Annotated in this window: 18 protein-coding genes and 1 tRNA gene; 13 read left to right on the forward strand and 6 right to left on the reverse strand. The window is 55.8% G+C overall.

Annotation, left to right across the window (positions count from 1 at the left end; all coding sequences use genetic code 11):
• Window positions 1-45 precede the first annotated feature (45 nt).
• The gene (locus FHS27_RS00280) at window positions 46-1,233 is read right to left on the reverse strand and encodes an aldose 1-epimerase family protein (RefSeq protein WP_184300189.1); all 1,188 of its coding nucleotides are present in this window, start codon (window positions 1,231-1,233) and stop codon (window positions 46-48) included.
• 594 nt (window positions 1,234-1,827) lie between these two features.
• Here FHS27_RS00280 and FHS27_RS30885 point away from each other — a divergent pair.
• Window positions 1,828-2,244, forward strand: coding sequence for a hypothetical protein (locus FHS27_RS30885; protein ID WP_246418941.1), 417 nt, complete (start codon window positions 1,828-1,830; stop codon window positions 2,242-2,244).
• Window positions 2,245-2,274: 30 nt separating this feature from the next.
• Window positions 2,275-2,841, forward strand: a complete 567-nt coding sequence (locus FHS27_RS30890; RefSeq protein ID WP_246418942.1) for a hypothetical protein — start codon at window positions 2,275-2,277, stop codon at window positions 2,839-2,841.
• Between the two features lie 99 nt (window positions 2,842-2,940).
• Here FHS27_RS30890 and FHS27_RS00290 read toward each other — a convergent pair whose 3' ends face one another.
• On the reverse strand, window positions 2,941-3,663 hold the full coding sequence (locus tag FHS27_RS00290; RefSeq protein ID WP_246418943.1) for a hypothetical protein: 723 nt from the start codon (window positions 3,661-3,663) through the stop codon (window positions 2,941-2,943).
• 234 nt (window positions 3,664-3,897) lie between these two features.
• Between FHS27_RS00290 and FHS27_RS00295 the strand changes: the two genes are divergently transcribed.
• Window positions 3,898-6,192: a serine/threonine-protein kinase gene (locus FHS27_RS00295; RefSeq protein ID WP_184300192.1), complete on the forward strand. Its 2,295-nt coding sequence runs from the start codon at window positions 3,898-3,900 to the stop codon at window positions 6,190-6,192.
• A 77-nt stretch (window positions 6,193-6,269) separates the two neighbouring features.
• On the opposite strand, the gene FHS27_RS00300 is transcribed toward FHS27_RS00295, so the two are convergent.
• From FHS27_RS00300 to FHS27_RS00315, 4 genes are all read right to left on the reverse strand, one after another.
• Window positions 6,270-8,153: a hypothetical protein gene (locus FHS27_RS00300; RefSeq protein WP_184300195.1), complete on the reverse strand. Its 1,884-nt coding sequence runs from the start codon at window positions 8,151-8,153 to the stop codon at window positions 6,270-6,272.
• A 32-nt stretch (window positions 8,154-8,185) separates the two neighbouring features.
• Complete coding sequence (locus FHS27_RS00305) at window positions 8,186-8,797, reverse strand: hypothetical protein (protein WP_184300198.1); 612 nt, start codon at window positions 8,795-8,797, stop codon at window positions 8,186-8,188.
• Window positions 8,794-10,083 (reverse strand): reverse transcriptase family protein, encoded by a 1,290-nt coding sequence (locus FHS27_RS00310; RefSeq protein ID WP_184300200.1) that lies wholly within the window; start codon window positions 10,081-10,083, stop codon window positions 8,794-8,796. The genes FHS27_RS00305 and FHS27_RS00310 overlap by 4 nt, the downstream gene beginning before the upstream one ends.
• Before the next feature lie 370 nt (window positions 10,084-10,453).
• Window positions 10,454-11,335: a hypothetical protein gene (locus tag FHS27_RS00315; protein ID WP_184300203.1), complete on the reverse strand. Its 882-nt coding sequence runs from the start codon at window positions 11,333-11,335 to the stop codon at window positions 10,454-10,456.
• Between the two features lie 326 nt (window positions 11,336-11,661).
• Between FHS27_RS00315 and FHS27_RS00320 the strand changes: the two genes are divergently transcribed.
• The 10 genes from FHS27_RS00320 to FHS27_RS00365 all read left to right on the forward strand — a co-directional run bounded on the left by FHS27_RS00320 (window position 11,662) and on the right by FHS27_RS00365 (window position 26,415).
• A tRNA-Val gene (locus FHS27_RS00320) sits at window positions 11,662-11,735 on the forward strand.
• Window positions 11,736-12,178: 443 nt separating this feature from the next.
• Window positions 12,179-12,568: a hypothetical protein gene (locus FHS27_RS00325; protein ID WP_184300206.1), complete on the forward strand. Its 390-nt coding sequence runs from the start codon at window positions 12,179-12,181 to the stop codon at window positions 12,566-12,568.
• 897 nt (window positions 12,569-13,465) lie between these two features.
• Window positions 13,466-14,683 (forward strand): DUF1559 domain-containing protein, encoded by a 1,218-nt coding sequence (locus tag FHS27_RS00330; RefSeq protein ID WP_184300209.1) that lies wholly within the window; start codon window positions 13,466-13,468, stop codon window positions 14,681-14,683.
• A gap of 124 nt (window positions 14,684-14,807) precedes the next feature.
• On the forward strand, window positions 14,808-14,987 hold the full coding sequence (locus FHS27_RS00335; RefSeq protein WP_184300212.1) for a hypothetical protein: 180 nt from the start codon (window positions 14,808-14,810) through the stop codon (window positions 14,985-14,987).
• A 1,828-nt stretch (window positions 14,988-16,815) separates the two neighbouring features.
• Entirely contained in the window at window positions 16,816-18,060 is a 1,245-nt protein-coding gene (locus tag FHS27_RS00340) for a DUF1559 domain-containing protein (protein ID WP_184300215.1), read from the forward strand.
• A 209-nt stretch (window positions 18,061-18,269) separates the two neighbouring features.
• Complete coding sequence (locus FHS27_RS00345; protein ID WP_160167277.1) at window positions 18,270-18,437, forward strand: hypothetical protein; 168 nt, start codon at window positions 18,270-18,272, stop codon at window positions 18,435-18,437.
• Window positions 18,438-19,911: 1,474 nt separating this feature from the next.
• A complete protein-coding gene (locus tag FHS27_RS00350) occupies window positions 19,912-20,445 on the forward strand; it encodes a sigma-70 family RNA polymerase sigma factor (RefSeq protein ID WP_009096146.1) in 534 nt (177 codons plus the stop codon).
• Entirely contained in the window at window positions 20,442-22,073 is a 1,632-nt protein-coding gene (locus FHS27_RS00355; protein WP_184300218.1) for a LamG-like jellyroll fold domain-containing protein, read from the forward strand. Before FHS27_RS00350 ends, FHS27_RS00355 begins: the two co-directional genes overlap by 4 nt.
• 26 nt (window positions 22,074-22,099) lie before the next feature.
• Window positions 22,100-24,847 (forward strand): DUF1592 domain-containing protein, encoded by a 2,748-nt coding sequence (locus tag FHS27_RS00360; RefSeq protein ID WP_246418944.1) that lies wholly within the window; start codon window positions 22,100-22,102, stop codon window positions 24,845-24,847.
• A gap of 170 nt (window positions 24,848-25,017) precedes the next feature.
• A complete protein-coding gene (locus FHS27_RS00365) occupies window positions 25,018-26,415 on the forward strand; it encodes a DUF1552 domain-containing protein (protein WP_184300224.1) in 1,398 nt (465 codons plus the stop codon).
• The last annotated feature ends 39 nt before the right edge of the window (window positions 26,416-26,454 follow it).

Below are 26,454 nucleotides of genomic sequence, written 5' to 3' on the forward strand. Positions count from 1 at the left end.
CCGCCGTTGATTCAGAGATCCGTTGCCATCGCATTGCGTTTCATATCACTGGACACCCACGCTCCATTCAGGCCGTGGAGTTTGCGACGTGGAAACTTCGATCGACTGATCTTCGCGAATTTTTCGAATCGACTCGTCAGCCTGTTGGACCGCCTCGGCCGTGGTCAGCGGAGAGAGTGTGACGCGGAACGATTCGGTTTCACCGGGACCGAGATTCACGGTTCGGCCACGTTCGTGTTCGAAACTTCGTGGGTTTGGGAAGTTGGTGCTCGGTTCCATACCGGCGACGTACCCGTCGTCGATCTCGGCGCAATTTTTCCACAACACGAACCAAGGCAGCGTGGATGTCTTGAATCGAACCGACAACCCGCGTGCTCCTTTTGCATCGGCGATCATTGCATGCGCCATCCCCGATTCGTCAGCACACGGTTTGGCGAAATAAACTCGTTCTTGGTATCCCGATGTCGGACCGTCAAAGCGTTCCCAGCGGTCGATCTCTTCGGCCGCATGGTCGTCACGTGGCGCGACTTCTTCAACGGCAACGTTCAATCGAGCGTCTTTGCCGAGCACGGGGCTGCCGAGGTTGATGTGATACAGCATTTGCATCGAGGCCGGCGTCGACAGTTCGTTGGTTACGTCGTCGAGCAGTTCAACGTCATCGCGGTCGGCGTGGATCCGAACGCGGGTGCGCATTCGCAAGCGTTTGAAGAACAGTTTGGCTTCGATCGTTTCGGCGACCAATTCGGCTCGCCCCGATGCCTCGTCGAATTCGACCGATATCGCGTCGGCGGGAGTGTTGGCGATATGACCGTGGAGCGGATAAACCAACCGCCCCGACGCGTCGTGTTCGGGCGCACCGTTGCTCTCGAGTCCGCACCGGGCCACGAGTTCGTCGAAGCCCGACAGCCAACCCAAACCGCTCGGCTCACTGACGTCGACGTAGTTCGGGTGAACCGGTCCAACGACAGGTGATTGCCACTGGTAGCGAATGCCTCCGGCCTGCATTCGCCAAATCGACATGCCGCGTGTCGGCAGGATGTCGACGTGCATGCGAGAGTTGGCCATGCGGATAATTTCGACGCCTTCGCTGACACCACCGCGGAAAACTCCGCTGCGGATCGTCAGTTCTCCGACGCGGGTTTCGATTGTGAGATGCAGCGGGCTGGATTCGTCCCACTCAATTCGCTGTTCGCGGTCATCGGTCGTTCGCAGGACAATAGATTCAGTCGGCATGACGGAAAAAGGGGTTAAGGGAGATGGCGTATGATTGGAAAACCGCTCGGAAATCCGGCGGGAATTTTGGTGGTCGGAATCGACGTCCATGCGATGTCGCGGAGGTCGAATTGATTCGTCGTGAGATAAGTCAGATAGCGTCGAGGTCGAGTTAGGCAGCTCTAGGTGAATTCGTTTCGCGTAAGGCGTTGGGGTCAGGTGCGATCGGTGCCAAACGGGGTATCCTATAGACTGAGGCTGTGAATGCCGCCCCCCCCCGATTTTCCCGCTTTTATGCAAATCTGTAAGCGGGGCCGCCCTGATGAGCAACGTGAAATTAGATGAAGGCCTCCTAAAAGGCGACAGTGTCACCAAGTTACTCGATTAGGCAATGGATGCGGGTGACGGACTTTTGCGTCTGACGCCTACCTGGGTGCCTCGCTCGTTCTTGCACCCCGGACGCCGGATCAAATTGCATCCTGGTGATTATTACCGCTTTGGAGCCGATCGGGGCGGAATCGGCAAACGATGGTTCGGCAGCACGACTGAGGCTGCTAACGATGGGCGTGTTTGGCACGATGGCCTCAGTTTTGCCTTTTCGAAGGAAAAAAATTCTTGCTCAAAGATGCCGTCGCCGAACGAGGTGTTGATCTCGTCGGAAAATCGGTCTTCAAAAAGTATGATCGATGGCCAGTGTATTCGAAATTCTTCGACAACATGGGGCCGATTCCGCATCACATGCACCAGTCGTTCGAGGACACGAAACTGGTCGGGCAAGAGGGCAAGCCGGAGAGTTATTATTTCCCGCCACAGATCAACAATATCGATAACAACTTTGCCCACACGTTCATGGGGCTCGAGCTCAGGCTCAAGCCCGGCACGGAACCCGCCGATGTTCGGCGATGTTTGGAAAACTGGAACGCGGGCGACAATGGCATCCTCGACCTCAGCCGCGCGTACCGCCTCAAGCGGGGGACCGGTTGGTTGATCCCACCGAGAGTCCTGCACGCACCAGGTTTACTCTGCACGTAAGAACCCCAATGGGGCAGCGGCGTGTTCGGCATGTATCAATCGGTCGTCGACGGCCGCTACGTGCCTTGGTCACTGTTGGTCAAAGACATGCCTGAAGAGAAACACCAGGACCTGGACTTCATCGTCGGCCAGTTGGAATGGGACAAGAACGTGGACACCCACTTCAAGAACAGCAACTATCTCGAACCCGTCCGCGACAAAAAACGCAGTGGCGACGGATACGATGACCTTTGGATCGTCTACAGAACCGTCGATGGACAGCAGTTCTTCAGTGCCAAAGAGTTGACATCGCAACCGGGTGCGAAGTGCACCTTGCAAGACGGTGCAACGAGCAGTTGGATCACGGTGCAGGGACGCGGACGAATGGGATCACTCGATCTGCAAACGCCAGCCATGATTCGTTTCGGCGAAAACACGACTGACGAGGTCTTCATCTCACACGTCGCGGCAACCAAGGATGTTGAGATCGAAAACCTCGGCAGCGAACCGCTCGTGAGGCTTCGTTACTTTGGCCCCGACGCCCACTCTGATTTGCCCAAAGCGGGGTTTCGAGAAAATTGCGTCGGCTCACGTTACATGCTGAGCCCGACTCGTTGACCTACCGATCGCTCCGTCGACCGGTAACTCCAACTTGAGCAGACTTCGATCACGCTGGCGATCGGTATGCTCTTTCTAAATCTCGTAACCGGGGTCGGCTTAGTACAAGCGGAACTCGATCGATCCGTTCAGCACGACCGCGTCTTCGGTGTCGACCTGTCCAGCTCGCCACACGGCGAAGTCGTCGAAGTAGTTCAGTCCGAAGATCGCACGGGCTGGGATGCCACAGCAGTCGAATTCGGTTTTGATGTCGAACCCGTACGTGGTCGTGAATCCACCGGTCGTTCCCGTGTTGAATCCACCGGCTCCGTCATCGCCGACGTAGGCCCCGTCGAGGTCGTACAGACCCAACGTCAGGTCGAGCCATACGGGCGTGCGGCCGAAACAGGTTTCCCATCCGGTGACGACTTTGGCACCTTGGTAGTTCGACTCGATGTCGTGTCCCACGGTGTCTTGGTCCCAATCCATCATGCTGTAGCCGAAGCCGGCCGACAGGTGATGTTTGCCAAAGTCCCACGTGTCACGAAGCAACACGTCCACGCCGACCATTTCGGCCGAGTCGGAGATGCCGTACGTAACTCCCGATTCGATGCTCGTCCGGTAACCATCAAAACGATGGTGTCCCGAAAGCCCAAGAACCGTGCCAACCGAATCACCCGAGTCGTTGGCGAGGTCCGGCAACAGCGGAGCCCAAAGGCCAACGGACGAATTCAGTTCGGTGCCTTCAATGGCAGATGCCGAGTTGGCACCGAGGGTGAGCCACCCGGTGAGCGTCATGACGACGACACCGCTGAGGCTCCAAAGTGATCTATTGCAACGCATGGCCGGAGAGTTCCACGGTGAATATTGGTTTGGGTGCAAAGCCAGCCTCGGCACCATCTATCGCTCCGGTTGTATCGGAGCCTGCGTCGGCATCCCTCGATCGGACCATGAAGTTTTCACGTCGCGAATCGCAAAATGTGTGGCGTTGCTCGACGTAGTGAAACCTTGCAAAGGGAAGTGTTTTTGCTCAAGTCACTGGTCGATCCGGACGGGGGATGGGTTATAACGACAATCATGGACGTGACACCCGAGCCCGCCGCCGATGACCGAGACTCTGCCACCAGAAGTGCTTCCGCGGACGCCTGCGCAGCCGGTGACGACAACGCGTCGCTCGATGAAATCATGCTCGAATGCCTGCAGGCGTTCTCCGATGCCGAGAATACCGATGCGCCCGAATGTCTGGTCGCGTATCTGCCTGACGCTGACGACGACACCCGGCATTTCGTTCTTGTCGAGTTAATCAAACTGCAGATGGCAATGGCGGTGGAATCGGGATGCCCACGTCCGCTCGAGCACTATTACACGGCGTTGCCCGACCTGATCACTCCCGAGTCGACGCCGCTTGACCTCGTCATGGAAGACATCCAGTTGCAGCGTGAATGCGGGCTGGAACCCGGATATGCCGAGTTTGCCGCTCGCTATCCTCAATACGCTGACTCGCTCGCCCCCTTGCTCGGCGTTTGCGAAACTGCCATGCCTCGCGAGCAAACTCAGCCACCCGACCCGATCGATCCGGGGGCCACTGTCGATGATTTCGAGATCCTCCAACTACTCGGTAAAGGTGCCTTCGCGCACGTCTATCTCGCTCGCCAAATCTCGATGTCACGTCTTGTTGCGGTCAAAGTTTCGCGAGCGAAAAAATGTCTTGTTAACGAGGACGGGGAATCACGGGCGCTCGCGCAGTTCGATCATCCCAACATCATCCGCGTCTTCGATCAGCGGTTCCTGGATGACCCGCCACTGCATTTGCTGTACATGCAGTTTCATCCTGGTGGCACTTTGGCGGACGTGATCGCGAAAGCCAAAACAACCCACCGCATGCGACGTCGCGGAAGTCTGTTGCTGCAGTCGGTCGATGAGAATCTGTTGGCTGCCGCGCAAGTCGTTCCCGAACGTTCGGCTGTTCGCGAGTGGATCCGCGATGTCGAGTGGCCCAAACTCGTGGCTTGGATCGGTATCCAAATCGCTCACGCGTTGCAGACCGCTCATGACACCGGTGTGTTGCATCGCGATGTGAAACCCGCCAACGTTCTGCTCACTGCGGAGGGCATTCCGCAACTCGCTGATTTCAACGTCAGCCTCGCGGGAGCGGCCGGACGAGCCGGCGCCGCCTGTTCGCTCGGCGGGTCCGTCGGTTACATGTCACCCGAACACCTCCGCGCGATCACGGCCAATGTGATGGCACCGAAAGAAGACGTGCGGGAGCGGGCTGATTTGTATTCGTTGGCGGTCTTGCTCTGGGAGTTATGGCAGGGCACGCGACCGTTCGATTGTGCCGCCAACGCCGACTCGTGGACGCAAGCGGTGTCGAACCAACTCGATGGCAGGTTGAAAGAATTGCGACCGCCTGATCGAGACGATACGGCGTCTCAGCGTGTGCTCGAATCGGTGCTCCGCAAAGCCCTCTCAGCCGACCCCGATTCGCGACCATGGAGCGGGTCTGAATTTGCAGGAAGTCTGCGTTTAGCCGTGCATCCCGAGGCCGCCGAACTGTTTGAACCCAACCCGAACTCATGGACGGCTTGGTTGATGCGCCGCTCCCCTTGGTGGGTCACGATCGTGGTCATCCTCCTGCCCAACATGGCGGCCGGTCGATTTCACTATCTGTACAACTTCAACGAGATCATGACCGAGACCACGCAGAACGGTCTCGATGCACTCTCGTATCAAATTAACCTGACGTTTTTTCCCATTTGTGCACTGTTGGTGATCGCTTTCACGCGAGCACCGATGCGGGCGTTGCAGGCCGCGTCCGCAGGTCACGCAGTGAATCACTCTGACGTGAAGGCGACCTTGCAACTCGGGCATCTCGCCGCGTTGATCGGTGGCGGTTGTTGGATTTTCGCCGGCGTCTTGATGCCGTATTTGTTGGCGAGACGGTTTCCTGAATTCACGACCAGCCAATCGATTCATCTTTTCGTCTCATCGCTGGTTTGTGGTGGCGTGGCGATGATCTATCCGTTCTTCTCGCTCGGTTTGATTTGCGCCGGTGCGTACTACCCCAAAATGATCCGCCCCACCATGCAGGATCCGGAGTTCGAGCGGAACGCGGGACGAGTGATCGGGCAAAGTGAATCCTACTTGTTGATCGCCGCGTTGATCCCACTCGTCGGTGCGGCACTGTTGATTTTCAGCGAAAGCCAATCGCGGCATTTCATGTTGATCGCGATTATCGCCGGAATGATCGGGCTACTGGGGTCGTTCATCGCCTATCGAAAAATGGTCCAGATGTGGGGACGGCTCGGCGAAGTTCTCTCGGTTTCGGGGGCGACCGTTCCCGGCGATAGTCGAGGTAACCGCGGCGTCTAACGAGTGCCCACGGCTCGATGTGGTGTCCGGCGTGGCGTCCAACGTGGAGGGTGTCACGGCGTGAGGTGTGTTCCCTGTTATTGCAGGTGCGGTAGCAGTTCGTCGACGAGAGTCTCGTCAAGATTCTCGAGGCTTGTCATGACTTTCTTGCGTTCGTCCGCCGTGAACAGCTCGATCGCTTTCGCGAGCCAGTGCACGTTAGGGAAATAGTGATAACCCTTGCGTTTCTTGATTCGAACCCGTTCTTCGCTGAGTCCGCCGAGAAGTGCGAGAATCGTGTCGCACCGTTTGCGATAATTGCATGCCGACAACTTGTAGGCGATCAATTGATCGTCGAACGTGATCGCCTTTTTGTTGACCTGATGCGATAAGTGTTCGGCTAAGAATTCCAGCGCGGCCCGATCTTTCGCCGAAACACTATGCACCAACAGTTCCAGGTCGCGAGCTTCCACGAAATCGTCGAGCCAGCGTGAATCGAGGCGAACGCCGTTCTTCTTTTGGCTCGCCTGCATTTCGCCTTCGCCCGCGTCCCAACTCCATTCGCCGAACAAACTGTCACGGCCGAGGTTCTCGATCGCTGATCGGAACTCAACGTATTTGTGAGCTTCCTGTTTGGCTTGCGCGGTTTGTTTGCCCCGCTTCTTGGGCTTGGGGTCGCCTGAATACACGCGGTAGAGTGGAGAGAACGTGTCGTAAAAGGTTGCCGCTGGATAGCTCTGCAGCGCCGCACGCAGGCACGACCCGATCAATTCTTCAGGAGCATCGACGTGATGACTGGCAATCAATCCGATCTGTGCGGGTTTCCCGTGATCAAGGCTCCAGTTCACGATCGCCTGCAAGATGTCGCTGCCGGTTGAGTACTTTCCACGCACGCTCAGAAGATCGTCCCAGCGATCGAGTATTTCTTTGGCAAACTTTTGCAATGCCGCGTCGTTGCGGAGCGTGAAGCACGCCCATCCCGCTTGAAAACGGTTGATCAATTCATCGGCTTGTGTCTTTTCAGCGCTGCTGAGTTTGGGCTTGTCAAGCAAAGGTTGCAATTCGACGAGCGTGCCCCTGAGTAACTCCAAAACGAGTTTCAAACGCGACTTGCTGTATTGCTCGCGGATTGCCGACGCGACCCTCCATGATTCCTCGCCTTTCAATCGTGAGACGAGGAGTTCGTTGACTTCTGGTTTGTCGAATAAAGCGAGTCGCGAATAGGTCGCTTCGCGCACTTCACGCTGTTTCGAAACCGCCTGCTGCATTAGCAGTTCCAGGTCGCTGGGGTCGTCGCCGAGGCACGCGACCGCGGCGAGCTTCATTTCTTTTGATCCATTCTCGAATGCATCCAGAACCATCGGTCTGGCTTTTGGGGGAACCAACCGATGAAGGATTCGCAATCGCCGTCCATCACCGCTCTTGCCTTTAATCGTGATCGCATCTTCGATCAACGGCACGATCGAAGGCCCATAATCGCCGACGATCTTTTCCATGAGTTCCGCCATTTCGGAGTACCGGTCATCCAGTCCCGCGACCGCGTGATTGACGAGGCGGGGATCCTGAAACACGCCTTGCTGATACGCTTTTCGAACCGTTTCCAAACGTCCCGACCCGCCACTCGAGAGAGCTTCGATGACCGGTTTGAGCAAACGAGCGGGGGTTTGAGTTTGCGTTAGAGGTATGCCAATACTCTTGATCGGTTTGATTCGTCCCTTGCCGCCGAGTTCGCCTTGCGTGTACAGGATCGCCATCACGAGAGAACTGAGATCGAGTAGCGCCGCCGCGGACTCCTTTGGCGCCGCTTTGACCAGTCGCTCGACGCTTTGAGCAACCTTTGCAAACACCGGAGCCTTCTGGCCACTTTTATTGAGAACAGGGATGAGTTTTTTCAGTCGGAAATCATCGGCAGCGAGGTTGCTGCCCGCGATCGCTAACCGACGGGTCTCATCGAACACTTGATGCAATGCGGCAATCGACATCAGTACGTTTCCTGGGAAGGAGCATTGGGGAATCAGAGTTGGGGAATTTTGGTTGGCGTTGCGGCGGCAATCTCATCGGCAACGCACGGTAGGTTCGCTCGATCGGCGTCGCCGCGTGCCACGATGCGATCGACCAGGATGCGGCGCAGTGTGGGGTGCGACAACACGACCGACATTGATTTCGGAGAGAGGTCCGTTTGAATGCCGATCGCCGAGAGTGGCCAACGGGCGGCCAGTTCGCGGATCGTCGTTCGTAGTGGATCGAGTTGATTGGCGCCCGCACACCGACGGTCAATATCAGCGAGCACACGCAACACGAGGTCGACGGACCAGTGTTCGCTAGCGGACGTTCCCGACGGCCGGTTCGCCGCGAGGTCCGCCGGCAATTCCGTCGCGACGTCAATTCGGTCGAGCAAAGTACGGCAGAGAAAGTGCATCGTCTGTGCCGCCCAGCACGCACTACGAAGGCACAGCGGTGGTGCGTCGCCGGGCGCATCGGAGCGAGCCAATCGGTCGGTCTCTCGAATGAAGGTGCGCAGTCGATCTTCATCCGCAGGCGAGATCGCGTGCGTGTCAAATGAACCCACCACGACCACGCCGCCTTGGTTGATCGCGTCAAACACATCGCTGATCGGAGTCGTCATGTCGTCTCCTGCTTTAATACTTGGTCGAGCTGGGAACGCAATCGTTCTCCTTTTGCGGGGTCGACGAAGCCAACGTATCCGATCATGCCGGTCACCCATCCCAGGAAATCAGCGTGCCCCTCACGGTTCTGTGCTTCGAGCCCTTCCGTTTTGGCATGGTGCAGAATCGAACGCAGTTGGCGAACGGTTTCTCGCGGGACGCCGATGCGATCGTTCACCACCAGCCCCGTGACGGTTTGTCGTCCGCTGCGACGCTGCACTCTCGTCTTGGAGTCGTTGATCGCAAACCGTTCGTCTCGAACGATGCCGCCGACTCGATGCATCAAATACCCGATTTGCGAATCATCCTTGCCGCTCGTAGAGAACGAAAGGTCATCGGCGTAACGCGTGTACGTCCATCCCAATTTTTCGCACAATCCCGTCAGTCGCCTGTCCATCGATCGGCAGACTAGATTGCTGATCGCGGGACTGGTGCACGCACCCTGTGGTAACTGCCTGGGACCCGTCGCAAGCCATAACCGCGAATGGTTCACCGTGTCGATGCTACTCGCATTGACGTTGCTGGTATCCATGTCGATTGGCGTTCGAGGCGACTCGGTACACAGAAGCGCCAGCACGGTCGCCGTTTGGCGACTGTATCCGAGCGACGCGAACCATCCCCGCACGCGTGGGAAGGTGATCGTCGGAAAGAAGTCCGAAAGATCCATGTTCACGATCACGTCTTGGCCAACATGAGGTTGTGCCGCCGTTGTCGTGCTACGTCCAAGCACGAATCCGTGAGCAGCGTCATGCGGAGGAATCAATCGCAGAATCTCGCGGTCGATCCATCGACAGCATGCCGCAATCTGGGGACGTGGGGCGGCGATCGAACGCACTCCCCCGCTTTTCTTTTCTACGATGAAATGGATGTAATGGCACGACGCCTGAGCGTCTCGATGATAAGCCAGCCATCGCAGCCTCCGAGCGGAAAATCCAATCGCTTCGGCGAGTTGTTCCGGTGTTTTGAGAACGGGCAGTCCGGCCGATGACAATCGTTCGACGTCCGTCACTCGTTGCCCGAGTTCGTAAGAAACACCATCACCGAGATAACCAAACGGTTCCGCCGCAGGGGCCGTTCGCCGGCGAGCCAACCATGACAAATCGAGTTGCTCTTTCAAGCGAACCGCAGGCAACGGTCGCTTCCGATGCAGGTTGAACGATTCGGCCATCGCGTGCCGATCGGCCTCCGAAGTTTTCGGCAATTTCGGTGGCGCGATCAAGCGTCGGAGCGAATCCCACACGGACATTCGTTTAGCCCTTCCTCGTCACGGAGGAAAATAAAAGGGAAAGGAAGCGGTGAACCGACTGAAGCCAACTTCGCGTCTGAGGCCCGATTCGTCGGGTCCCCTCTCCATCGGTGAGATGGTCACGTACGTGATATTGTCCCATCTCACCGATGGAGAGGGGACAATACCGGCGATTCGAGGAAGCGAATGCTTCTCGAATTTCAACCACGGCGGAACACCGCAGCAATTCAGGTCTTCGCGTCGTCGGAACGAATCCGCTTCCTTTCCCAAGTCTTGGTTGTCTTAAGGCATTTCCATCTTTGTTGTAGCCACCGTCGCCCGACGGTCGACCACGTTCTGGCAACATCTTTTGAGAGTGCGCACTAAGATATCAAATTTTGTTGAGCCGGTTGGTGTACCCGCTGAACTGCGTGACGCGGACCGCCTCGGCCCATGTTTGTACGAACGGTGAAGCCGCCTGCGATGCGACGCGTTCCATTTCACGTCGCCCCAACTCGGACGCCCACAACGATGCGTAGGGTGGCGTCGCATCGTCGTCAATCAAGTCCCGCAAATCAGCATTGCCGGCCAAGCGAACTTTACGGGAACTGAATTCGAGTCCGGGGTGTTTGCCGAAACACGCTTTCATCAAACACCACGCGTCCAGTAATTGAGCACCATCTTTGGGAAACGACTGCGGGTACCAACGCAACGCCTTGCCCATCGTTTTGACGAAATCGCTGGGAGTCTCTTTTGCGAACTCTCGTATCGATCTCCAGACGAACCGGCGAACGTATTGACGCGTCGCCAGCGAGAATAAACGTTTCTGATGCGTTGCTCCGCGAGCGAACCAGATTCGTCGTTCGCGTTGATCGTGACCGATCGGCAACACCGGCATGACGCGGTCGTATGGACGGTCCAATCGGACTCCGTCAACCCAACCACGCTGCACGTAGTCCCAAACCCGGACGTGACGAAGATCGTGGACCACCAATTGATCCGCCATCACCATCGCCGCAGCGAGCACGCCGCCCCGGCGTTGTTCATCCGCCGCGACGATCAATCGCCTCACGACAACCTCATGCCCCGGTGAAGCGGGGATGCCGAGCAAGTATCGCTGTGCCTCTTCGGCCTCCCATTGCCGCCGACTGAGCACCCACTCGTCGACGACGTCCGCCAGCACTTCCGGCCGCGACTCCGCGATCAATTCCGGCACGAAACGCGGGTCTCGATCACGCAGGAGTTGCAGCAATAAGCGAGCGTCATCATTCATGTCGCGACGAATTCTTTGTGCCTTAGCGAACCCAACGTGTTGGCAAACCCATTCCTGTGACCGACAGTCTAGAGCATTCCTCGGATGGCGTTGTTCGGTCAGCTTGTCGAAAAAGCCTGCCTGTCAAAAAAGTCGTGAGCGTTCAACGTCTCGAGCCAACCGGTCTGGGAGGCACCGAGCCGTTTACATCGATACGCAAAAGACGATGTCGTTTGACAAGCGGACTTGATCCTGAGGCCCGTTCTCGCACGCTTGCGAAAAAAACAGGGAAAAGTTATTTTAACGCCCCGCCACCGGGCACTCGCTTTCGAGCGACCCCCAAAGCCGGGCGATTAGCTCAGTTGGTTAGAGCGCTGCTTTCACACGGCAGAGGTCACAGATTCGAGTTCTGTATCGCCCATCGTTAGAAACCCCAGGAAACCAAATGTTTTCTGGGGTTTTTTCGTTGTTGGAGGCCGTTGAGACGGGCTGGTCAGAAGGTGACTCAGACGGCCTGTTTGGACTGTGTTCGGGGCAACAGTTGGGGCAACGCGAATCTGAGACGCTTCCGATGGAGGTTGGATCGTTAGTTCTGGAAGGAGTTCGACTGCGGCGGACGTTTCGAGTAAAGAACAAGCCAGTCGAGTCTTCGTAAGTTGGTGTTCCATGGAGGCCATCACCGATTCGGTTTGAGAGCCAAAAGAGCTTTTGAACATCTCAATGCTCCGGCACTTCGCCCAACCACTCGATGCCGGAATCTCGCATGGGGGCCGAGGCAATTACGCTGACGCCGCGTTGTCGTTCGCGGCCATGGTCCCTATGGCTGGTTCATCAGCCACGGTAGCGAAGTGAGGTACCCATACGATGCGATATCATGCTCACTACCACACGAGCGGTCTTGGGCATGTTTACCAACAACGATACAAAAGCTTTCCGATCCAAGATGACGATCACTTCATCGTTGCCTGCCGTTATGTCGAACGCAATGCGTTGCGAGCGGGCTTGGTCAAGCGGGCGGAGAACTGGCGTTGGGGATCGTTGTGGCGTTGGTTGCAGGGATCAGACCCCAACCCGAAACTACTTTCACCTTGGCCGATACCGAGACAGCCACGATGGGTACAGCGAGTCAACGAGCCTCTCGACCATCGCGAACTCAATGCTGTGCAATTGTCAGCCCAGCGTGGACGTCCGTTCGGTGAGGAAGGATGGGTGGAAACCATCGCCCGAAGACTCAACCTGGAGTCCACCATGTGACCGAGAGGTAGGCAAAAAGTGCGAGCCGAGCAGCCGTAGCAGATCAAAGAGGCCTGACCCATTTGGCTTCATCCCCAGCGGTAAAGCGGGTTCGTTCCGGAGATCCCCGGACGCTAAACAATCGAATTCACTGAGTGTCCATCGAGCAGCATGGCAACTGGATCGCGTTTGGATTCGTCCCTATAAGTACGGTGTTTAGGTTTGACTGAAGGCTTGGTCGTTTGTGGCATCTGAGTTTACTTGATTTTCTTTCACTTTAAGGGCTCACGTGGCTCCCAAAAACCAGGCCACCTCAGACGACTCCGAACGCCGTTTGGAGTTTCGCGATGTCGCGATCCCAAAGTGCCCAGCCCGGTTGCCAGTACCTCGTCTGCATTCCGGCTGAGGTCCGGGTGGGACGGCAGACTTTCTATCGAGGCAGGCACGGTCACCGGAACGCGAGGTCCGGGATAGCTCGTTGTCGGCTGAGTACAACGCGAATATCCAGGCAGGTCGAATCATCGAATACAGGTTGTCGCGTGAGTTGATCGGACTTGAGCAGGTCGTTGCATTGCGATCGTTGCTTGCGCTCAGGCCTGCTGATGGTGGGTGTGGTTGCTAGTCGGAATTGCTAGGCGGCCCGGAACGGCGTGAGGCGTCCGGTGGCGAGACGCAAGGCCTTTCCTTCCCCAAGTTTGCTTGAATTGTGGGTTGTTGCGTTACTTCGATTGGCTGTTTCTCGTCGCCAAAAGGTGTTCCTTAAGGCGGCTAAAGGCCTTGGGGAATTTTTTGAATTTTTCCCTGTTTAGAAAGTCACCGTCTGCCGCATCTAATCCGCCGAATGGAGAGCGTGGCAGGGTCACTGACCAGTTTTTCATTCCTTTCTTTTCCCTAGTCAAACAATCTTTGGATACGCGAATGAACAAACGTCAAAATGATGGCTTCACCCTAGTTGAGTTATTAGTGGTCATTGCCATCATCGGGGTCCTCGTTGGCTTGTTGCTGCCGGCTGTTCAGGCGGCTCGAGAAGCTGCACGCCGAATGAGCTGCAGTAACAACTTCAAACAAATCGGGTTGGCGGTCCACAACTACCACAGTGCCTATAATAAAAACAACAAGTATATGGGTGGGACGTACCAACTGAATTCGGGTAACAGCAGTGCTGGCCCGACGGCGAATAACCTCAATTGGCTGAGCCATTGGCCGGGACTCTTGCCGTTTATGGAGCAGCAAGCGGTTTGGGAGCAGTACGCGAACCCCTATCAAGCGACGGGAGGCACGATCCCGCCTATGGGGCCAATGGTTGATCTTTCATTGACCAATCACACATCCATCGGAAACTACGACCCCTTCTTAACTAACGTCCCCACGTTGCGGTGCCCGAGTGATCCGGGGGTGGGGCTGCCAGCTCAAGGACGCACCAACTACGCGGCTTGTCTTGGAGACTCCTATATGCTGGGAGACGGCAGCGCGATCGGGCGAGACGGGGTCGAAAGCAGCGGTGTTGCTAATTTGAGGAAATGGCAGCGAGGTTTCTATGTAGCACGTGTCGAGACCGGTTTTCGAGACATTCTCGACGGTTTGTCGAATACGATTTGCATGGGCGAAATAATCACGGATCTGGGTGACCAGGATAAACGGTCGCACTTCGCAGGGAACAATGCCGGACCTGCCAGTAGGCGAAACGGAGCTAACCTTAACACTGCTCAAACGGGCGGTTTGAGGTCGACATGGTGCCGGCAGGCGGTTGACGCTACTCGTCCACTTTTTTGGAATTTTAGTGGAGGGACCGTTACCAGTTTCGGCGGCGGCGAGATCAACCGAGGCATGAAATACGCAGCAGGGCTTCCAAGCTACACCGCGTTCACAACTATCCTGCCACCGAATACAGAGGTCTGTCTCTCCCAGGGCAGGCTGGGTGCGGGGGTGCTGTCTGCATCGAGCCGTCACCAAGGTGGTGCTCATGTTTTGATGGGCGATGGAGCGGTCAAGTTTATTACTGATTCCATCGAAGCCGGTGATTCATTGTCCGTCGTTGCCGGGGACGGACTGGCCGACGGTAGTGCCAGCCCCTTCGGTCTTTGGGGAGCACTTGGGACAAGGGCTTCAAGAGAAATCATCAACGCGGATTTCTAAGGCTACTCTTGGGTCCGCCGTCCTTCCCTGTCACAGCTACATGCCTCGTTCGCCGGAAACCTACGAGGCGTGCTGGCTGGATACAACGTTTCTTCTGCACTCAATCCTCACCCTGTAGGTAATCATGAAATCTTTGGCCTCTGTTCTATTTGCCATCGCACTCTTCACCGTAGTAGGATGCGGTGGGAATTCGAAGCCGCCGACTCCAGACGAAATCACCAACTTCCTGGAAGATAATCCCGAGGTTGTCGATGCAACTGCTCGTGCCAATGCAGCAGAAAAATTTCAAGACGACCGATTTTAGTAAGTTGTTAGCCGCGAACTCCGCAGGATGAAAAGCATCCGCTGGCGTCCACTTTCACATACGACAGTAAGCGGGACGCCAGCGAGGATGCCAAGCATTACCCAGTAGTAACTCACCGCGTCCGGTAACGTGCTGATACAAAGCAATGATGGTGGCTGTGGTTTTTACCACGAAATGGACGAACGACACGAAAGCGGTGGGTGGGTTTCTTTCGTATGGTTTGCGTGTTTCGTGGTTTCTGATCGCTGTTGCTTTGCTAGCGGCAGGGTGCGAGCTGTCCGTTGCCACGTGGGTAAAAGCGTATCGTCATAGAAGGTGCTTGCCGATGTCCTTGCTCCGTGTGATAGCCGTCGCGGAAGTGATGGTCGGTGTTTTTTCTACCACGAAATGAACGAAAGACTCGAAAGTGGTGGGTGGGTTTCCTTTCGTTTTGTTCGCGTGTTTCGTGGTTTCTGATCGCTGTTGCTTTGCTAGCGGCAGGGTGCGAGCTGTCCGTTGCCACGTGGGTAAAAGCGTGTCGTCATAGAAGGTGCTTGCCGATGTCCTTGCTCCGTGTGATAGCCGTCGCGGAAGTGATGGTCGGTGTTTTTTCTACCACGAAATGGACGAACGACACGAAAGCGGTGGGTGGGTTTCCTTTCGTTTTGTTCGCGTGTTTCGCGGTTGCTGATCGCTGTTGCTTTGCTAGCGGCAGGGTGCGAGCTGTCCGTTGCCACGTGGGTAAAAGCGTATCGTCATAGAAGGTGCTTGCCGATGTCCTTGCTCCGTGTGATAGCCGTCGCGGAAGTGATGGTCGGTGTTTTTTCTACCACGAAATGAACGAAAGACTCGAAAGTGGTGGGTGGGTTTCCTTTCGTTTTGTTCGCGTGTTTCGTGGTTGCTGATCGCTGTTGCTTTGCTAGCGGCAGGGTGCGAGCTGTCCGTTGCCACGTGGGTAAAAGCGTGTCGTCATAGAAGGTGCTTGCCGATGTCCTTGCTCCGTGTGATAGCCGTCGCGGAAGTGATGGTCGGTGTTTTTTCTACCACGAAATGGACGAACGACACGAAAGCGGTGGGTGGGTTTCCTTTCGTTTTGTTCGCGTGTTTCGCGGTTGCTGATCGCTGTTGCTTTGCTAGCGGCAGGGTGCGACCTGTCCGGTGTCACGTGGGAAAGTGCGTGTAGGCGAAGAAGGTGCTTGCCGATGTCCTTCCTCCGTGGAATAGCCTTCGCGGAAGTGATGGTGGGTGTGTTTTTTTACCGCGAAATGAACGAAAGACACGAAAGTGGCGGGTGGGTTTCCTTTCGTTTGGTTCGCGTGTTTCGTGGTTGCTAATCGCTAATCGCTAATCGCTAATCGCTAATTGCTAATCGCTAACCGCTAACCGCTAACCGCTAACCGCTAACCGCTAACCGTCCGGTATCGCGTCGGGAAAAAGTGTGTCGCCGTAGATGGCGTTGGTCCCTTTTCCTTCCTAGCGGATGATCGAGCACGCGTGCAGTTGCGTTGGTCGATGCCGGTGAATTGACTGTGGGGATACAGACTGCCGGAGATGGACGCGTGTTTACTTCAGGGGCGTTGCGACCCGTGTGGATCGATGTTCATAGGTGGCCAAGGACGCCGTGAACGGGCGGGCCGCGAGTCTTGGCGGCTGATTCTGCCCAAAAATAAGATCGTCGGGGCTCTCGATTTCCAGTCTCGAGGCAACTTTCAGTGACTGAATGCGAGAATTACGCAAAAAACTTTTTTGTTGTGTAAAGATTCGTGCCCTTCGCTTCGCTTAACGGGTGTGGGGAGAAATGTCGTCCACCCGTTCCGAATCGGTTCTGTTCATCATTGGAGTTAAATACATGTCTCATTTCAATCGTTCCCCACACAATTCGCGGGGGTTCACCCTCGTCGAGTTGCTCGTTGTGATCGCCATCATCGGCGTGCTCGTTGGGCTGTTGCTCCCCGCGGTTCAGGCCGCGCGCGAGGCAGCACGTCGGATGAGCTGCAGCAACAACTTCAAGCAAATGGGCCTGGGGCTGCACAACTACCACAGCGCATTCAATCAGCTCCCGATTCACGGTACCGGGCCGATCAACGAAGCACACAGGGCTCTTGGTGGGTCTGCTGCCCGCTGGAACAAGGACCCAGCACATCAATATAGCCGAATCGGTGCATTGGTCGGGTTGCTTCCGTTCATGGAGCAACAGGCCATTTGGGAGCGGGTCAGTAATCCACTGGTCGTTGGGACGACCCAATTTACAGAATTCGGAACCGTTCCCTACACGGAAATGCAAGGGACGACGACCCAGTTCACAAGCGATGGAGTTTCTTACGACCCGTGGTTCACCGAAATCAACACGTATCGCTGCCCCAGCGATCCTGGAGTCGGCCTCCCCGCAGGAGGACGGACGAATTACGGAGTTTGTATCGGTGATTCAATCTCGCTAAATCTCGGCGCGGGGATGTTCAACGACAGCAATCTCATCAGGACCGATAGCACCAGCGTGGCAAATTTCCGAGCTTCCGATCGCGGTGTCTTTGATGTGTACGACATAAACAGGTTTCGAGATATTCTCGACGGATTGTCAAACACCATCGCGATGGGAGAGATGAACACTGACCTTGGGGACAGTCACATCACAACGGAAGTGAGAGGTGGCGGAACGAATGTTCAAAACAGGCCAGACCGATGCCAGCCCCAGATTGATCCCAATCGCCCACAGTTTTGGTCGACCACGGTCAGCCACTCCTTTACTCCACTCGCATCGCGTGGAGCATGCTGGGCAGCAACAGCGCCTGGATTCACCATCGTCAATACCGTCCTTCCGCCAAACCGTGAATACTGTAACGACGCCAACCAAGACTTCGTTTCCGCCAACGGAACGTTGACGGTCAGTAGCCGTCACCAAGGCGGGGCTCATGTGTTGATGGCGGACGGTGCTGTCAAATTCATCACTGATTCCATTGAAGCTGGGAACAGTTCAGCGGCCGATGTTCGCAACGGCGGCACTGGTGCGTCGGCCCCTGGTTCGCAGAGCCCGTACGGTCTTTGGGGAGCACTGGGGACTCGGGCAGCCAAGGAAGTGATTGATCAAGAGTTCTAATGCGCCTGCTTCTCTAGATAAGCAGGCCGGCGCATGCCCGATGGGCGCATGCTGAGCAATCGGAGGCACACCCATGGCCATTTTTTGATGGCGTGGTTGTGCTTCGCTCTTTGCCAAACATGGTGTCCGCCAGAACTGATTCAGCCCCTGACGCGAAAACAAGCGTCTTCAACTATTCAAACCGTTTCGATAGCGAAAGTTGTCCCAAGATGAAACTCGTTACTGCCATCCTTTTTTCTCTACCCTTGTTTCTGTTTACCACCGGTTGCTCGGAGCCAAAAACAGAGGTGATCGACACGTCCCAACGCCCGCAAAGAACTCCCGAAGAGATCGCAATTCTCACCGGGGCGATGGATGAAATGGAAGACGAGCAATAACGAATGAGAACAGGATCGAGGTAAATGAAAGGTGGCAAGAATCTTTTCTTTGCCTCGGTGCATGTTTCTCGGTTTCGCGGGGCAGAGGGCGGATTCGATGTCGCGTCGACGTGTGATCGGTTCAAGCCAACTTAATTTTCCGAGCGGGCTGCCTCGGCGAGTCGATCATTGGATGTGATCGAGTTCCTGATCGTCATGTCGCTCATTGACTCGCTTGAGCTAATTCAACGAACGCGGGATCGGCAATGGTGCCTGTGACCGCGACGGTGGTTTGCCGATGCGGAACCCGCGATGAGCAATCTCCAACGCTTGAGTGATGGTGGGTGTGTTTTTTTACCACGAAATGAACGAAAGACTCGAAAGTGGTGGGTGGTTTTCTTTCGTTTGGTTCGCGTGTTTCGTGGTTGCTGATCGCTGTTGCTTTGCTAGCGGTTGGGTGCGAGCTGTCCGTTGCCACGTGGGTAAAAGCGTGTCGTCATAGAAGGTGCTTGCCGATGTCCTTGCTCCGTGTGATAGCCGTCGCGGAAGTGATGGTCGGTGTTTTTTCTACCACGAAATGAACGAAAGACTCGAAAGTGGTGGGTGGGTTTCTTTCGTTTGGTTCGCGTGTTTCGTGGTTGCTGATCGCTGTTGCTTTGCTAGCGGAAGGACGCGATCTGTCCGGTGTCACGTGGGTAAAAGCGTGTCGTCACAGAAGATGCTGGTTCTTATCCTTCCTCCCTGGGATAGCCTTCGCGGAAGTGATGGTGGGTGTGTTTTTTTACCACGAAATGAACGAAAGACTCGAAAGTGGTGGGTGGTTTTCTTTCGTTTGGTTCGCGTGTTTCGGGGTTGGCTGAAATCAGAGTTCAATAGCTCTTCTGGTTCCGTGGTAAGACGGAACGTTCGTGTGTCGGTTGCAAGTCAAGATCGGGCATCGACGTCGGGGAGTTGGCACGAAGCTCACGCGTCGCATCCTCACCGGACAGGGTGGGCGGCTATGGGGGTGGGGATGGTTGGGACGCCGCAACGTTTGAGTTGCCTTGTGGTGATGTGGGTGTCATGTTCGGAGGCACGCGTTCAGTCGTTGCATCGCGTGATGCGCAGCGGTTGCTGGCGAAGTGTTGTTGCCTCATCATGGAGTCCATCGTGTTCGCCGGTGAGGCGCTCTGTGGCACTTGCACCATGCGGTGCTCGTTTACTCGGTCGAATTTCTTGTGGCAGCTCCGTTCGATCGTATCGCGATTGCGGTAGCGTGCGTTCACTGAGAATGAGGTTGGATGGGCGTGCGTGCCGTACGAGATGCCCGCTCAATAAGCTCGGCGGTGGGCGATGAACGCTAGTTTGGGTGCAACGAAATAGACCCAGAAGGCTCGTCAGACTGACGCTTGAGAATCGCGGCGACGCTTTGATCAAAAACAGCCGCTTTTACTGGATTTCTTTCGGCAAATGCGCGAACTTGGTGGAGCGTAAGGTCGGCGGAGCATATTGATCGATGGAAAAATTGGATCGCGAACAACATGACCAGTTTCTACGGCTCTTTATGGAGCATGAAGAGATGCTACGTCTGTTCGTTCGGTCGCTTCTGTTCAGTATGGAAGAGTCGCGAGAGGTCATGCAGGAAGTGGCCATCGTGTTATGGCGGAAGTTTGACGGCTCGTTGGACAGCACGTCATTCCGGCGGTGGGCTTTCGGCGTGGCAAGGATGGAGGCGTTGGCGTTCCGGCGAGATCGTGCTCGGGATCGACATCTTTTCGGAGATGACGTCGCGGAGTTGCTCGGTCACACCATTCAAGACGAATCCGCTGGGCTGGAGTGCGAACGGAATGCGCTGGAAACGTGCGTTCGGAAGCTTCGCCCCGACCAACGGGAGTTGCTGCAGTCGGCCTATCAACCGGGGGCAAATTTGAAAGACTTGGCTCAGAAGCTCGGATGGACATCGATGACACTTTACAAAAAACTCCACCGCATCCGCTTGCAGTTGATGGAGTGCGCGCAGCGCGAATTAGCGGCAGAGGAATATTCATGAATGATCGCAACGAACGACTCGAATTGATACGGCGATGCCTTGATGGCGAGGCCACCAATGAGGAGATCGCTCAATTGGAAGAATTGCTCCAGGCTGACTCCGGGGTTCGCATGGAATACTTGCGTTACCTGAATGTTGACTCGGTGCTCGCCGCTTTGCCAAACAAACGTGAATCGGCAGCTGAGCGTCGTGTTGACGCCGCGCCGCAATTGCAGTCATGCGAGTCGAGGTGGCCGCGATTTTTCGGGCCGGCCGGTTGGTTAACCGCTGCGGCCATGCTGTTGTTTTCGTCTGCGTTGACGCTCCAGTCGGTCAAACGAGATCAGAGCCAAGTCCAATCTCAAAGGACTCAGGGAATCGTCGCCAAGCCGACTGCGGTCAGGGACAGAGGCGTTGCTGTCTTGACGCGTACGGCCGGTCTTCAAGGCGCCGCATCGACCAATTGGCGAATTGGGGGAACCATGCCGCCGGGGTTGATGAAGTGGGACTCGGGGCTTTTGCAGTTGGAGTTCTATGGTGGGGCGACCGTGGTTGCAGAAGGTCCGGCGGAAATCGAAATCCTCGACGAGTCTCGCGTCGTCTGTAGGGCGGGGCGGCTTCGTGCACGCGTTCCGGAGCCTGCGAGAGGGTTTGCTGTCCTTGCTCCGAACGTTGAGCTGGTCGATCTCGGGACGGACTTTGGGCTTGATATCCTGGACAACGGTTCGGTCGAAGTGCATGTGTTTGATGGGGCGGTCGAGCTCTTTGATGTCGAATCGAACCGGGATCTAACCACGCGGCGTCAGCTCAACGCGGGTGATGCGGTCTCTGTCGATCGCGACGGGACGTCGAAACCGGTCGCCTCCCGTAGCGCCGACTTCGTCACACCGAGTCGGCTCAATCGCATGTCCAATTTTCAGCATCAGCAGACGCATCGCGATTGGCAATCTTTTCGTGACTCGTTACGAGGCGATCCACGCGTTGTCGCGTATTTTTCGTTTGAGAAAAATTCCTCGGACGATCGTGTCCTGACCGGCTATGGCAGCAATGGCACTGTCATTGAGGGTGCTATCGTCGGATGTGAATGGACACATGGGCGATGGTCGAGCAAGTCGTCGCTGCAGTTTAAGAGGCCCGGTGACCGCGTGCGACTTACCGTGCCAGGCGAGTTTGAATCGATGACGTATTCGACGTGGGTGCGAGTGGACGGGCTCGACCGAATGCATAGCTCGCTGTTGCTGACCGACGGGTTCCGGGAAAACGCCCCTCACTGGCAGATTCGCCGCGACGGGAATCTTGTTCTCGGTGTGAAGCATCCGGGTAACAACGCTATTAACTACCAAGCCCGATCGATTTTTAATGCCTTTCGGCTTGGCCAGTGGACGCACTTGGCTACGGTCTACGACTCTGAGCGGTCGCTCGTTAAGCACTACGTCAATGGAGAACTCGTCAAGAAACATCGGTTGAAATCGATTGCCAGCGGTCTCCTTGAGATCGGCAACGCAACGATCGGCAATTGGAGTGAGCCGGAGTCGCATCATCAACCAGGTATCCGCAATCTCAATGGATGCATGGATGAGTTGATCGTTTTCGGCGAAGCTCTCGATGGCAAAGAGGTGCGGCGCATTCACGAGGTTGGACGACCATGAAAATCCGTCTATCGATCTTTCGAACGATGATGTCACCTTCAACACTCGTTGCGTTTTTGCTGGTCGTGTCGGTAGTGAATTCACTTTCGCCAAGCCGTGCGAAAGCGGAGGAGTTCGTAACAACCGACAGGCTTTCGCTCGAAGAAGTGAAGTTGGCAGGAACGCTGGCGTCGAGCCTCCGCAAACCGATCCCAAATGAGGTCACGTTTGAAACGCCGCAAGCAGATCTGGAAGCATTTCGTGCCGAGATCGAGCCCGCGTTTCGCGATGCCTGTTACGGGTGTCACGGACCTGAAATCGCTGAAGCTGACATTCGCATCGACACGTTGGATCCAGATATTTTGCACGGGGATGATGTCAGTTGGTGGCTGGAGATTTCCTCGGCTGTTAGCAACTGCGAGATGCCTCCCGAAGACGCCCCTGATCTAGCTGACGAAGATCGAAAGATGATCATCGAATGGCTTTCTTCGGAACTCCAAAAGGCTTCGCAGGTGCGACGGTCGGAGCACGGGCGGTCGTCGTTTCGCCGAATGACTCGATACGAATACAACTACGCATTGCAGGATCTGCTGGGGCTGAAACTTGATATCACAAAGGATCTGCCGCCGGATCCCATCTCGCCCGATGGGTTCATGAACAGTTCCGATATGCTGCAAATGACCGGCAAGCAATATGCAGAGTATCTGGAAGTCAATCGGAGTGCGCTGAATCACGTTACGGTGAGTGGTGAGCGTCCCGGGGTGTTGTATTGGGGCGTTTCGGCGGAGCAGGCGTCAGCGAGCCAGTTTACTGAACTCGAAACGACGAACCAGCGAGCGGGGCGTCAAAGGCAGGGAACGCAATCACGAACGGGGCAGCGAAACGACCAGCGAGCGGGGCCGGAACGTGTTCAACGACGCGGTGGAAGTGAGAACAACACCGCGCGTGGCGGACCGGCTTACTACAAGAACACCCAAACCGGCCAAACGGTTCCCGCGACTTGGTCTTACGCCGGGGCCGTGCATGCGTGGGCACCGACGACGTCGAGTCCTGAAGTGCCTGATCCTTCCGACTTCATCGCCGTGCTGCCATCGAGGCAACGGCTGGTTGTCGAGCTCGGAAACCGTTTGCCTGACAAGGGGACCATGCGGGTTCGTGTCCGTGCCTCGCGAACATCTGCCGGCCAAACGCCTGCTCCCAAACTCGCACTGGAGTTCGGCTGGCAAGGCGACAAAGACCAACGATCGTTGTTCAGGATCAGCAAGCGTGACCTCGTTGTCGACGCTTCTCCCGATGAGCCGGTGTTCTATCAATGGGACATCCCGTTGAGTGAAGTGATCCCTCGCAACCCGGTTCGCAAAACGGTGGAGTTGGGGGCGATTGGCGAAACCAATCCGTCTGAATTCATCCGATTGTTCAATGCCTCCACGGGCCCATCGTCAGACATTCAATTCGACTATGTCGAGGTGTCGGCTCCCGTCTATGACAAATGGCCACCAGAGACGCATTCGGCAATTTTTATTGAAAGCGAAAACAGCGATGACGAAGGAATCTACGCGAGAGAAATTGTGTCGCGTTTCATGCGTCGGGCTTGGCGACGTGAAGTTACTGAATCGGAAATCAATCTGCAAATGAAACTGTTTGATCGTGTTCGCCCGATCTGCAGCGATTTTGAGCAAGCCGTGGTGGAGACGCTTGCCGCGGTGCTGTCCTCTCCGCGTTTTTTGTATCTCGTTCCGTCTGATTGTTCGTCCGCGGAAGCATCACGCACGGTAAATGATTTCGAACTGGCGACTCGTCTATCCATCTTCCTTTGGTGCAGCACGCCAGACGATGAACTGCTCGACCTCGCGGCTGAGGGGGCGCTGCGTCGTCCGGACAACCTAATCCGTCAGACGTATCGCATGCTCGCCGATCCGCGACATGAACGCTTCACCAAGCATTTCGTGCAGCAATGGTTGAACATGGCGCCCCTGGAATTCGTGAGGATCGACAGGAGGGCATATCCCCAGTTCGACGAAGTGTTGAAGGATGCGATGCAGCAAGAGCCGATCGCGTTGTTTGAAGAGATGTTGCAAAGCGATAGCAGCGTGATGGATTTGATTCACGCCGACTACGCGGTGATCAACGAGCGACTCGCACAACACTACGAAATCGAGGGAGTCCGCGGTAATGAATTCCAGAAAGTGTCGCTGGAGCCGAAAGACAGTCGTGGCGGGTTACTGACCCAAGCTGGATTGATGGCAATGAATTCAGATGGCAAGGATTCACATCCGCTCAAACGCGGCATGTGGTTGCTCGAAAGCATTTTGAACGACCCACCTCCACCGCCGCCACCTGCCGTTCCTGAGATCGATCTAGCCGATCCGGAGATCATGAAGATGACGCCCAAGCAGCAGATGGAAGACCATCGCAACCAGGCTGCATGTATGTCGTGTCATGTGAAAATCGATCCCTGGGGTATCGCTTTTGAGAACTTGGACGCCCTCGGGATTTGGAGAACGCAGAGCTCGGGAAAAGACATCGACGCGTCGAGCCTGTTGTACAACGAATACGAGCTTGAGGGCGTTGACGGGGTAAAGCGTTTCCTGCTCGCGAATCGCCAAGATCAGTTCGCACGGGCCATCGTTCACAAAATGACCACCTTCGCACTGGGGCGTCCGCTGACCTTCGGTGATCGAGCGGACGTTGAGCGTATTGCGGCACAACTTCGGCAAAACGGCGATGGCCTCCAAACCTTGGTTCGACTGATCGTCGAGAGCAATGTGTTTCAGAGAACCGGTGCACCTGAATAGAAGTGTTTGAAGCAGAATCAAATGCATTCTTGTGTTGTTTGCGGAATGGTTGGACACACTCACGCTCGGGGAGAGTTCTCTCTGTTGCGATTGAGAGTCTGATTCTTCTGTGAACCGGAGAGTGAGATGACGTTGTTGTCTCAAATCACCCCCATCCGTTGGAAAAAGACATGAATTTCAGCGCTCTTGATCGTCGCCGTTTTCTTCGTGGAGCGAGCGGGTTCGCTCTCGCCCTTCCCGCTTTTGAAACGTTTTCCGCAAATGCGGGAGCCCCTGAGAACGCCATGCCCCCTCGGCGACTCGCCTGCTTTTATCTACCCAACGGTGTTCCCATGCCGCTTCCGGAGGATCCGGCTTACCAAGATTGGTCGTGGTTTCCTCACGGTGAGGGAAAGGATTATCGGTTCAGCAAATGTCTCGATCCGTTGGAGCCCCTGCGAGACGATGTGACGGTACTCTCAGGTTTGTCACACCCGGCGTCACGCGATAACCATGGTCACCACAATGCCGACCAGTTCCTCACCGGGGCACCGATCGGCGGCAGAGGACAATATCGAAATTCGATTTCGCTCGACCAAGTTTATGCCGCACATGTTGCCGAGCAGACCCGTTTTTCATCGCTCGTCATGTCGACCGACGGAGGCACCGGCCCGGAGCGAAAGGCACACACCATTTCGTTTAACAGCCAGGGGCGACCCATCCCGGCCGAGAATAAACCGAAACGGATCTTCGACATGCTGTTCGCTAAAAAGAACGAAGATGCCGCACGACGACTGGCACTCAGCCAAAGCGTGTTGGATCATCTCATAGAAGACGCGAGTTCGTTGCAAAGACAACTTTCCAAGCAAGATCAGGCAGTCTTTGAAGAATTCCTTAGTTCCGTGCGAGATACCGAAATCAATGTCACGAAGTCCGCCCGATGGATCAATCTTCCGCTTCCTACCGTCGACGTCGACCATCTGAATCTCGAAATCACGGCGGAGGATCCGAGAGAGTACATGCAAACGATGTACGAACTGATTTATCTGGCATTTAAAACAGATTCGACACGCGTGGCGACCTACCAATTCGGAAAGGAGGTCAGCAAAGGGATCAGCGATTATCTCGCTCGGGCAGTCGGGCTTCCGTTGACCCACCAACTCTCGCATCAAACCAAAAAGCCTGGTGGCTGGAAGAACTTCGGCACCTTTTGCCGGTTCATCAGTGAGGAATTCGGGCGTTTTGCGGCCAGGCTGAAAGCGACTCCAGAGCCTGCCGGTGAAGGCACAATGCTCGACAACACGCTGCTCCTGATTGGCTCTGCATCCAGTGCCTTTCACCTTTCGAGAAACTATCCGCTGGTTTTGGCGGGTGGTAAAGCAATGGGATTTCAACATGGGCAATACTTGGACTACGCCGGAGAGAGTGCCTACCGAGGCGGATGGATAAAAGGGCAGCCAGAGCCTTATAAGATGAAGTCATCCCACAACGATCTTCCTTTGTCGAATCTATTCGTCACGATGCTGCAAAGACTAGGCGTGGAGACTGAAACGTTCGCGGACAATACCGGCACGATCTCAGAAGTCTAAAGCCGACAAAGAGCCCGTCATTAGTACGAACAAGATCGA

Origin of the sequence: Aporhodopirellula rubra, from assembly GCF_014192335.1 — a bacterium.
Lineage (GTDB): Bacteria > Planctomycetota > Planctomycetia > Pirellulales > Pirellulaceae > Rhodopirellula > Rhodopirellula rubra.

Bases quoted from the DNA above. Each gene is read 5' to 3' on its own strand.
- FHS27_RS00280 (WP_184300189.1), bottom strand. From the start codon at position 1,233: ATGCCGACTGAATCTATTGTCCTGCGAACGACCGATGACCGCGAACAG.
- FHS27_RS30890 (WP_246418942.1), top strand. From the start codon at position 2,275: ATGTATCAATCGGTCGTCGACGGCCGCTACGTGCCTTGGTCACTGTTG.
- FHS27_RS00290 (WP_246418943.1), bottom strand. From the start codon at position 3,663: ATGCGTTGCAATAGATCACTTTGGAGCCTCAGCGGTGTCGTCGTCATG.
- FHS27_RS00295 (WP_184300192.1), top strand. From the start codon at position 3,898: ATGGACGTGACACCCGAGCCCGCCGCCGATGACCGAGACTCTGCCACC.
- FHS27_RS00300 (WP_184300195.1), bottom strand. From the start codon at position 8,153: ATGTCGATTGCCGCATTGCATCAAGTGTTCGATGAGACCCGTCGGTTA.
- FHS27_RS00305 (WP_184300198.1), bottom strand. From the start codon at position 8,797: ATGACGACTCCGATCAGCGATGTGTTTGACGCGATCAACCAAGGCGGC.
- FHS27_RS00310 (WP_184300200.1), bottom strand. From the start codon at position 10,083: ATGTCCGTGTGGGATTCGCTCCGACGCTTGATCGCGCCACCGAAATTG.
- FHS27_RS00315 (WP_184300203.1), bottom strand. From the start codon at position 11,335: ATGAATGATGACGCTCGCTTATTGCTGCAACTCCTGCGTGATCGAGAC.
- FHS27_RS00325 (WP_184300206.1), top strand. From the start codon at position 12,179: ATGCGATATCATGCTCACTACCACACGAGCGGTCTTGGGCATGTTTAC.
- FHS27_RS00330 (WP_184300209.1), top strand. From the start codon at position 13,466: ATGAACAAACGTCAAAATGATGGCTTCACCCTAGTTGAGTTATTAGTG.
- FHS27_RS00335 (WP_184300212.1), top strand. From the start codon at position 14,808: ATGAAATCTTTGGCCTCTGTTCTATTTGCCATCGCACTCTTCACCGTA.
- FHS27_RS00340 (WP_184300215.1), top strand. From the start codon at position 16,816: ATGTCTCATTTCAATCGTTCCCCACACAATTCGCGGGGGTTCACCCTC.
- FHS27_RS00345 (WP_160167277.1), top strand. From the start codon at position 18,270: ATGAAACTCGTTACTGCCATCCTTTTTTCTCTACCCTTGTTTCTGTTT.
- FHS27_RS00350 (WP_009096146.1), top strand. From the start codon at position 19,912: ATGGAAAAATTGGATCGCGAACAACATGACCAGTTTCTACGGCTCTTT.
- FHS27_RS00355 (WP_184300218.1), top strand. From the start codon at position 20,442: ATGAATGATCGCAACGAACGACTCGAATTGATACGGCGATGCCTTGAT.
- FHS27_RS00360 (WP_246418944.1), top strand. From the start codon at position 22,100: ATGATGTCACCTTCAACACTCGTTGCGTTTTTGCTGGTCGTGTCGGTA.
- FHS27_RS00365 (WP_184300224.1), top strand. From the start codon at position 25,018: ATGAATTTCAGCGCTCTTGATCGTCGCCGTTTTCTTCGTGGAGCGAGC.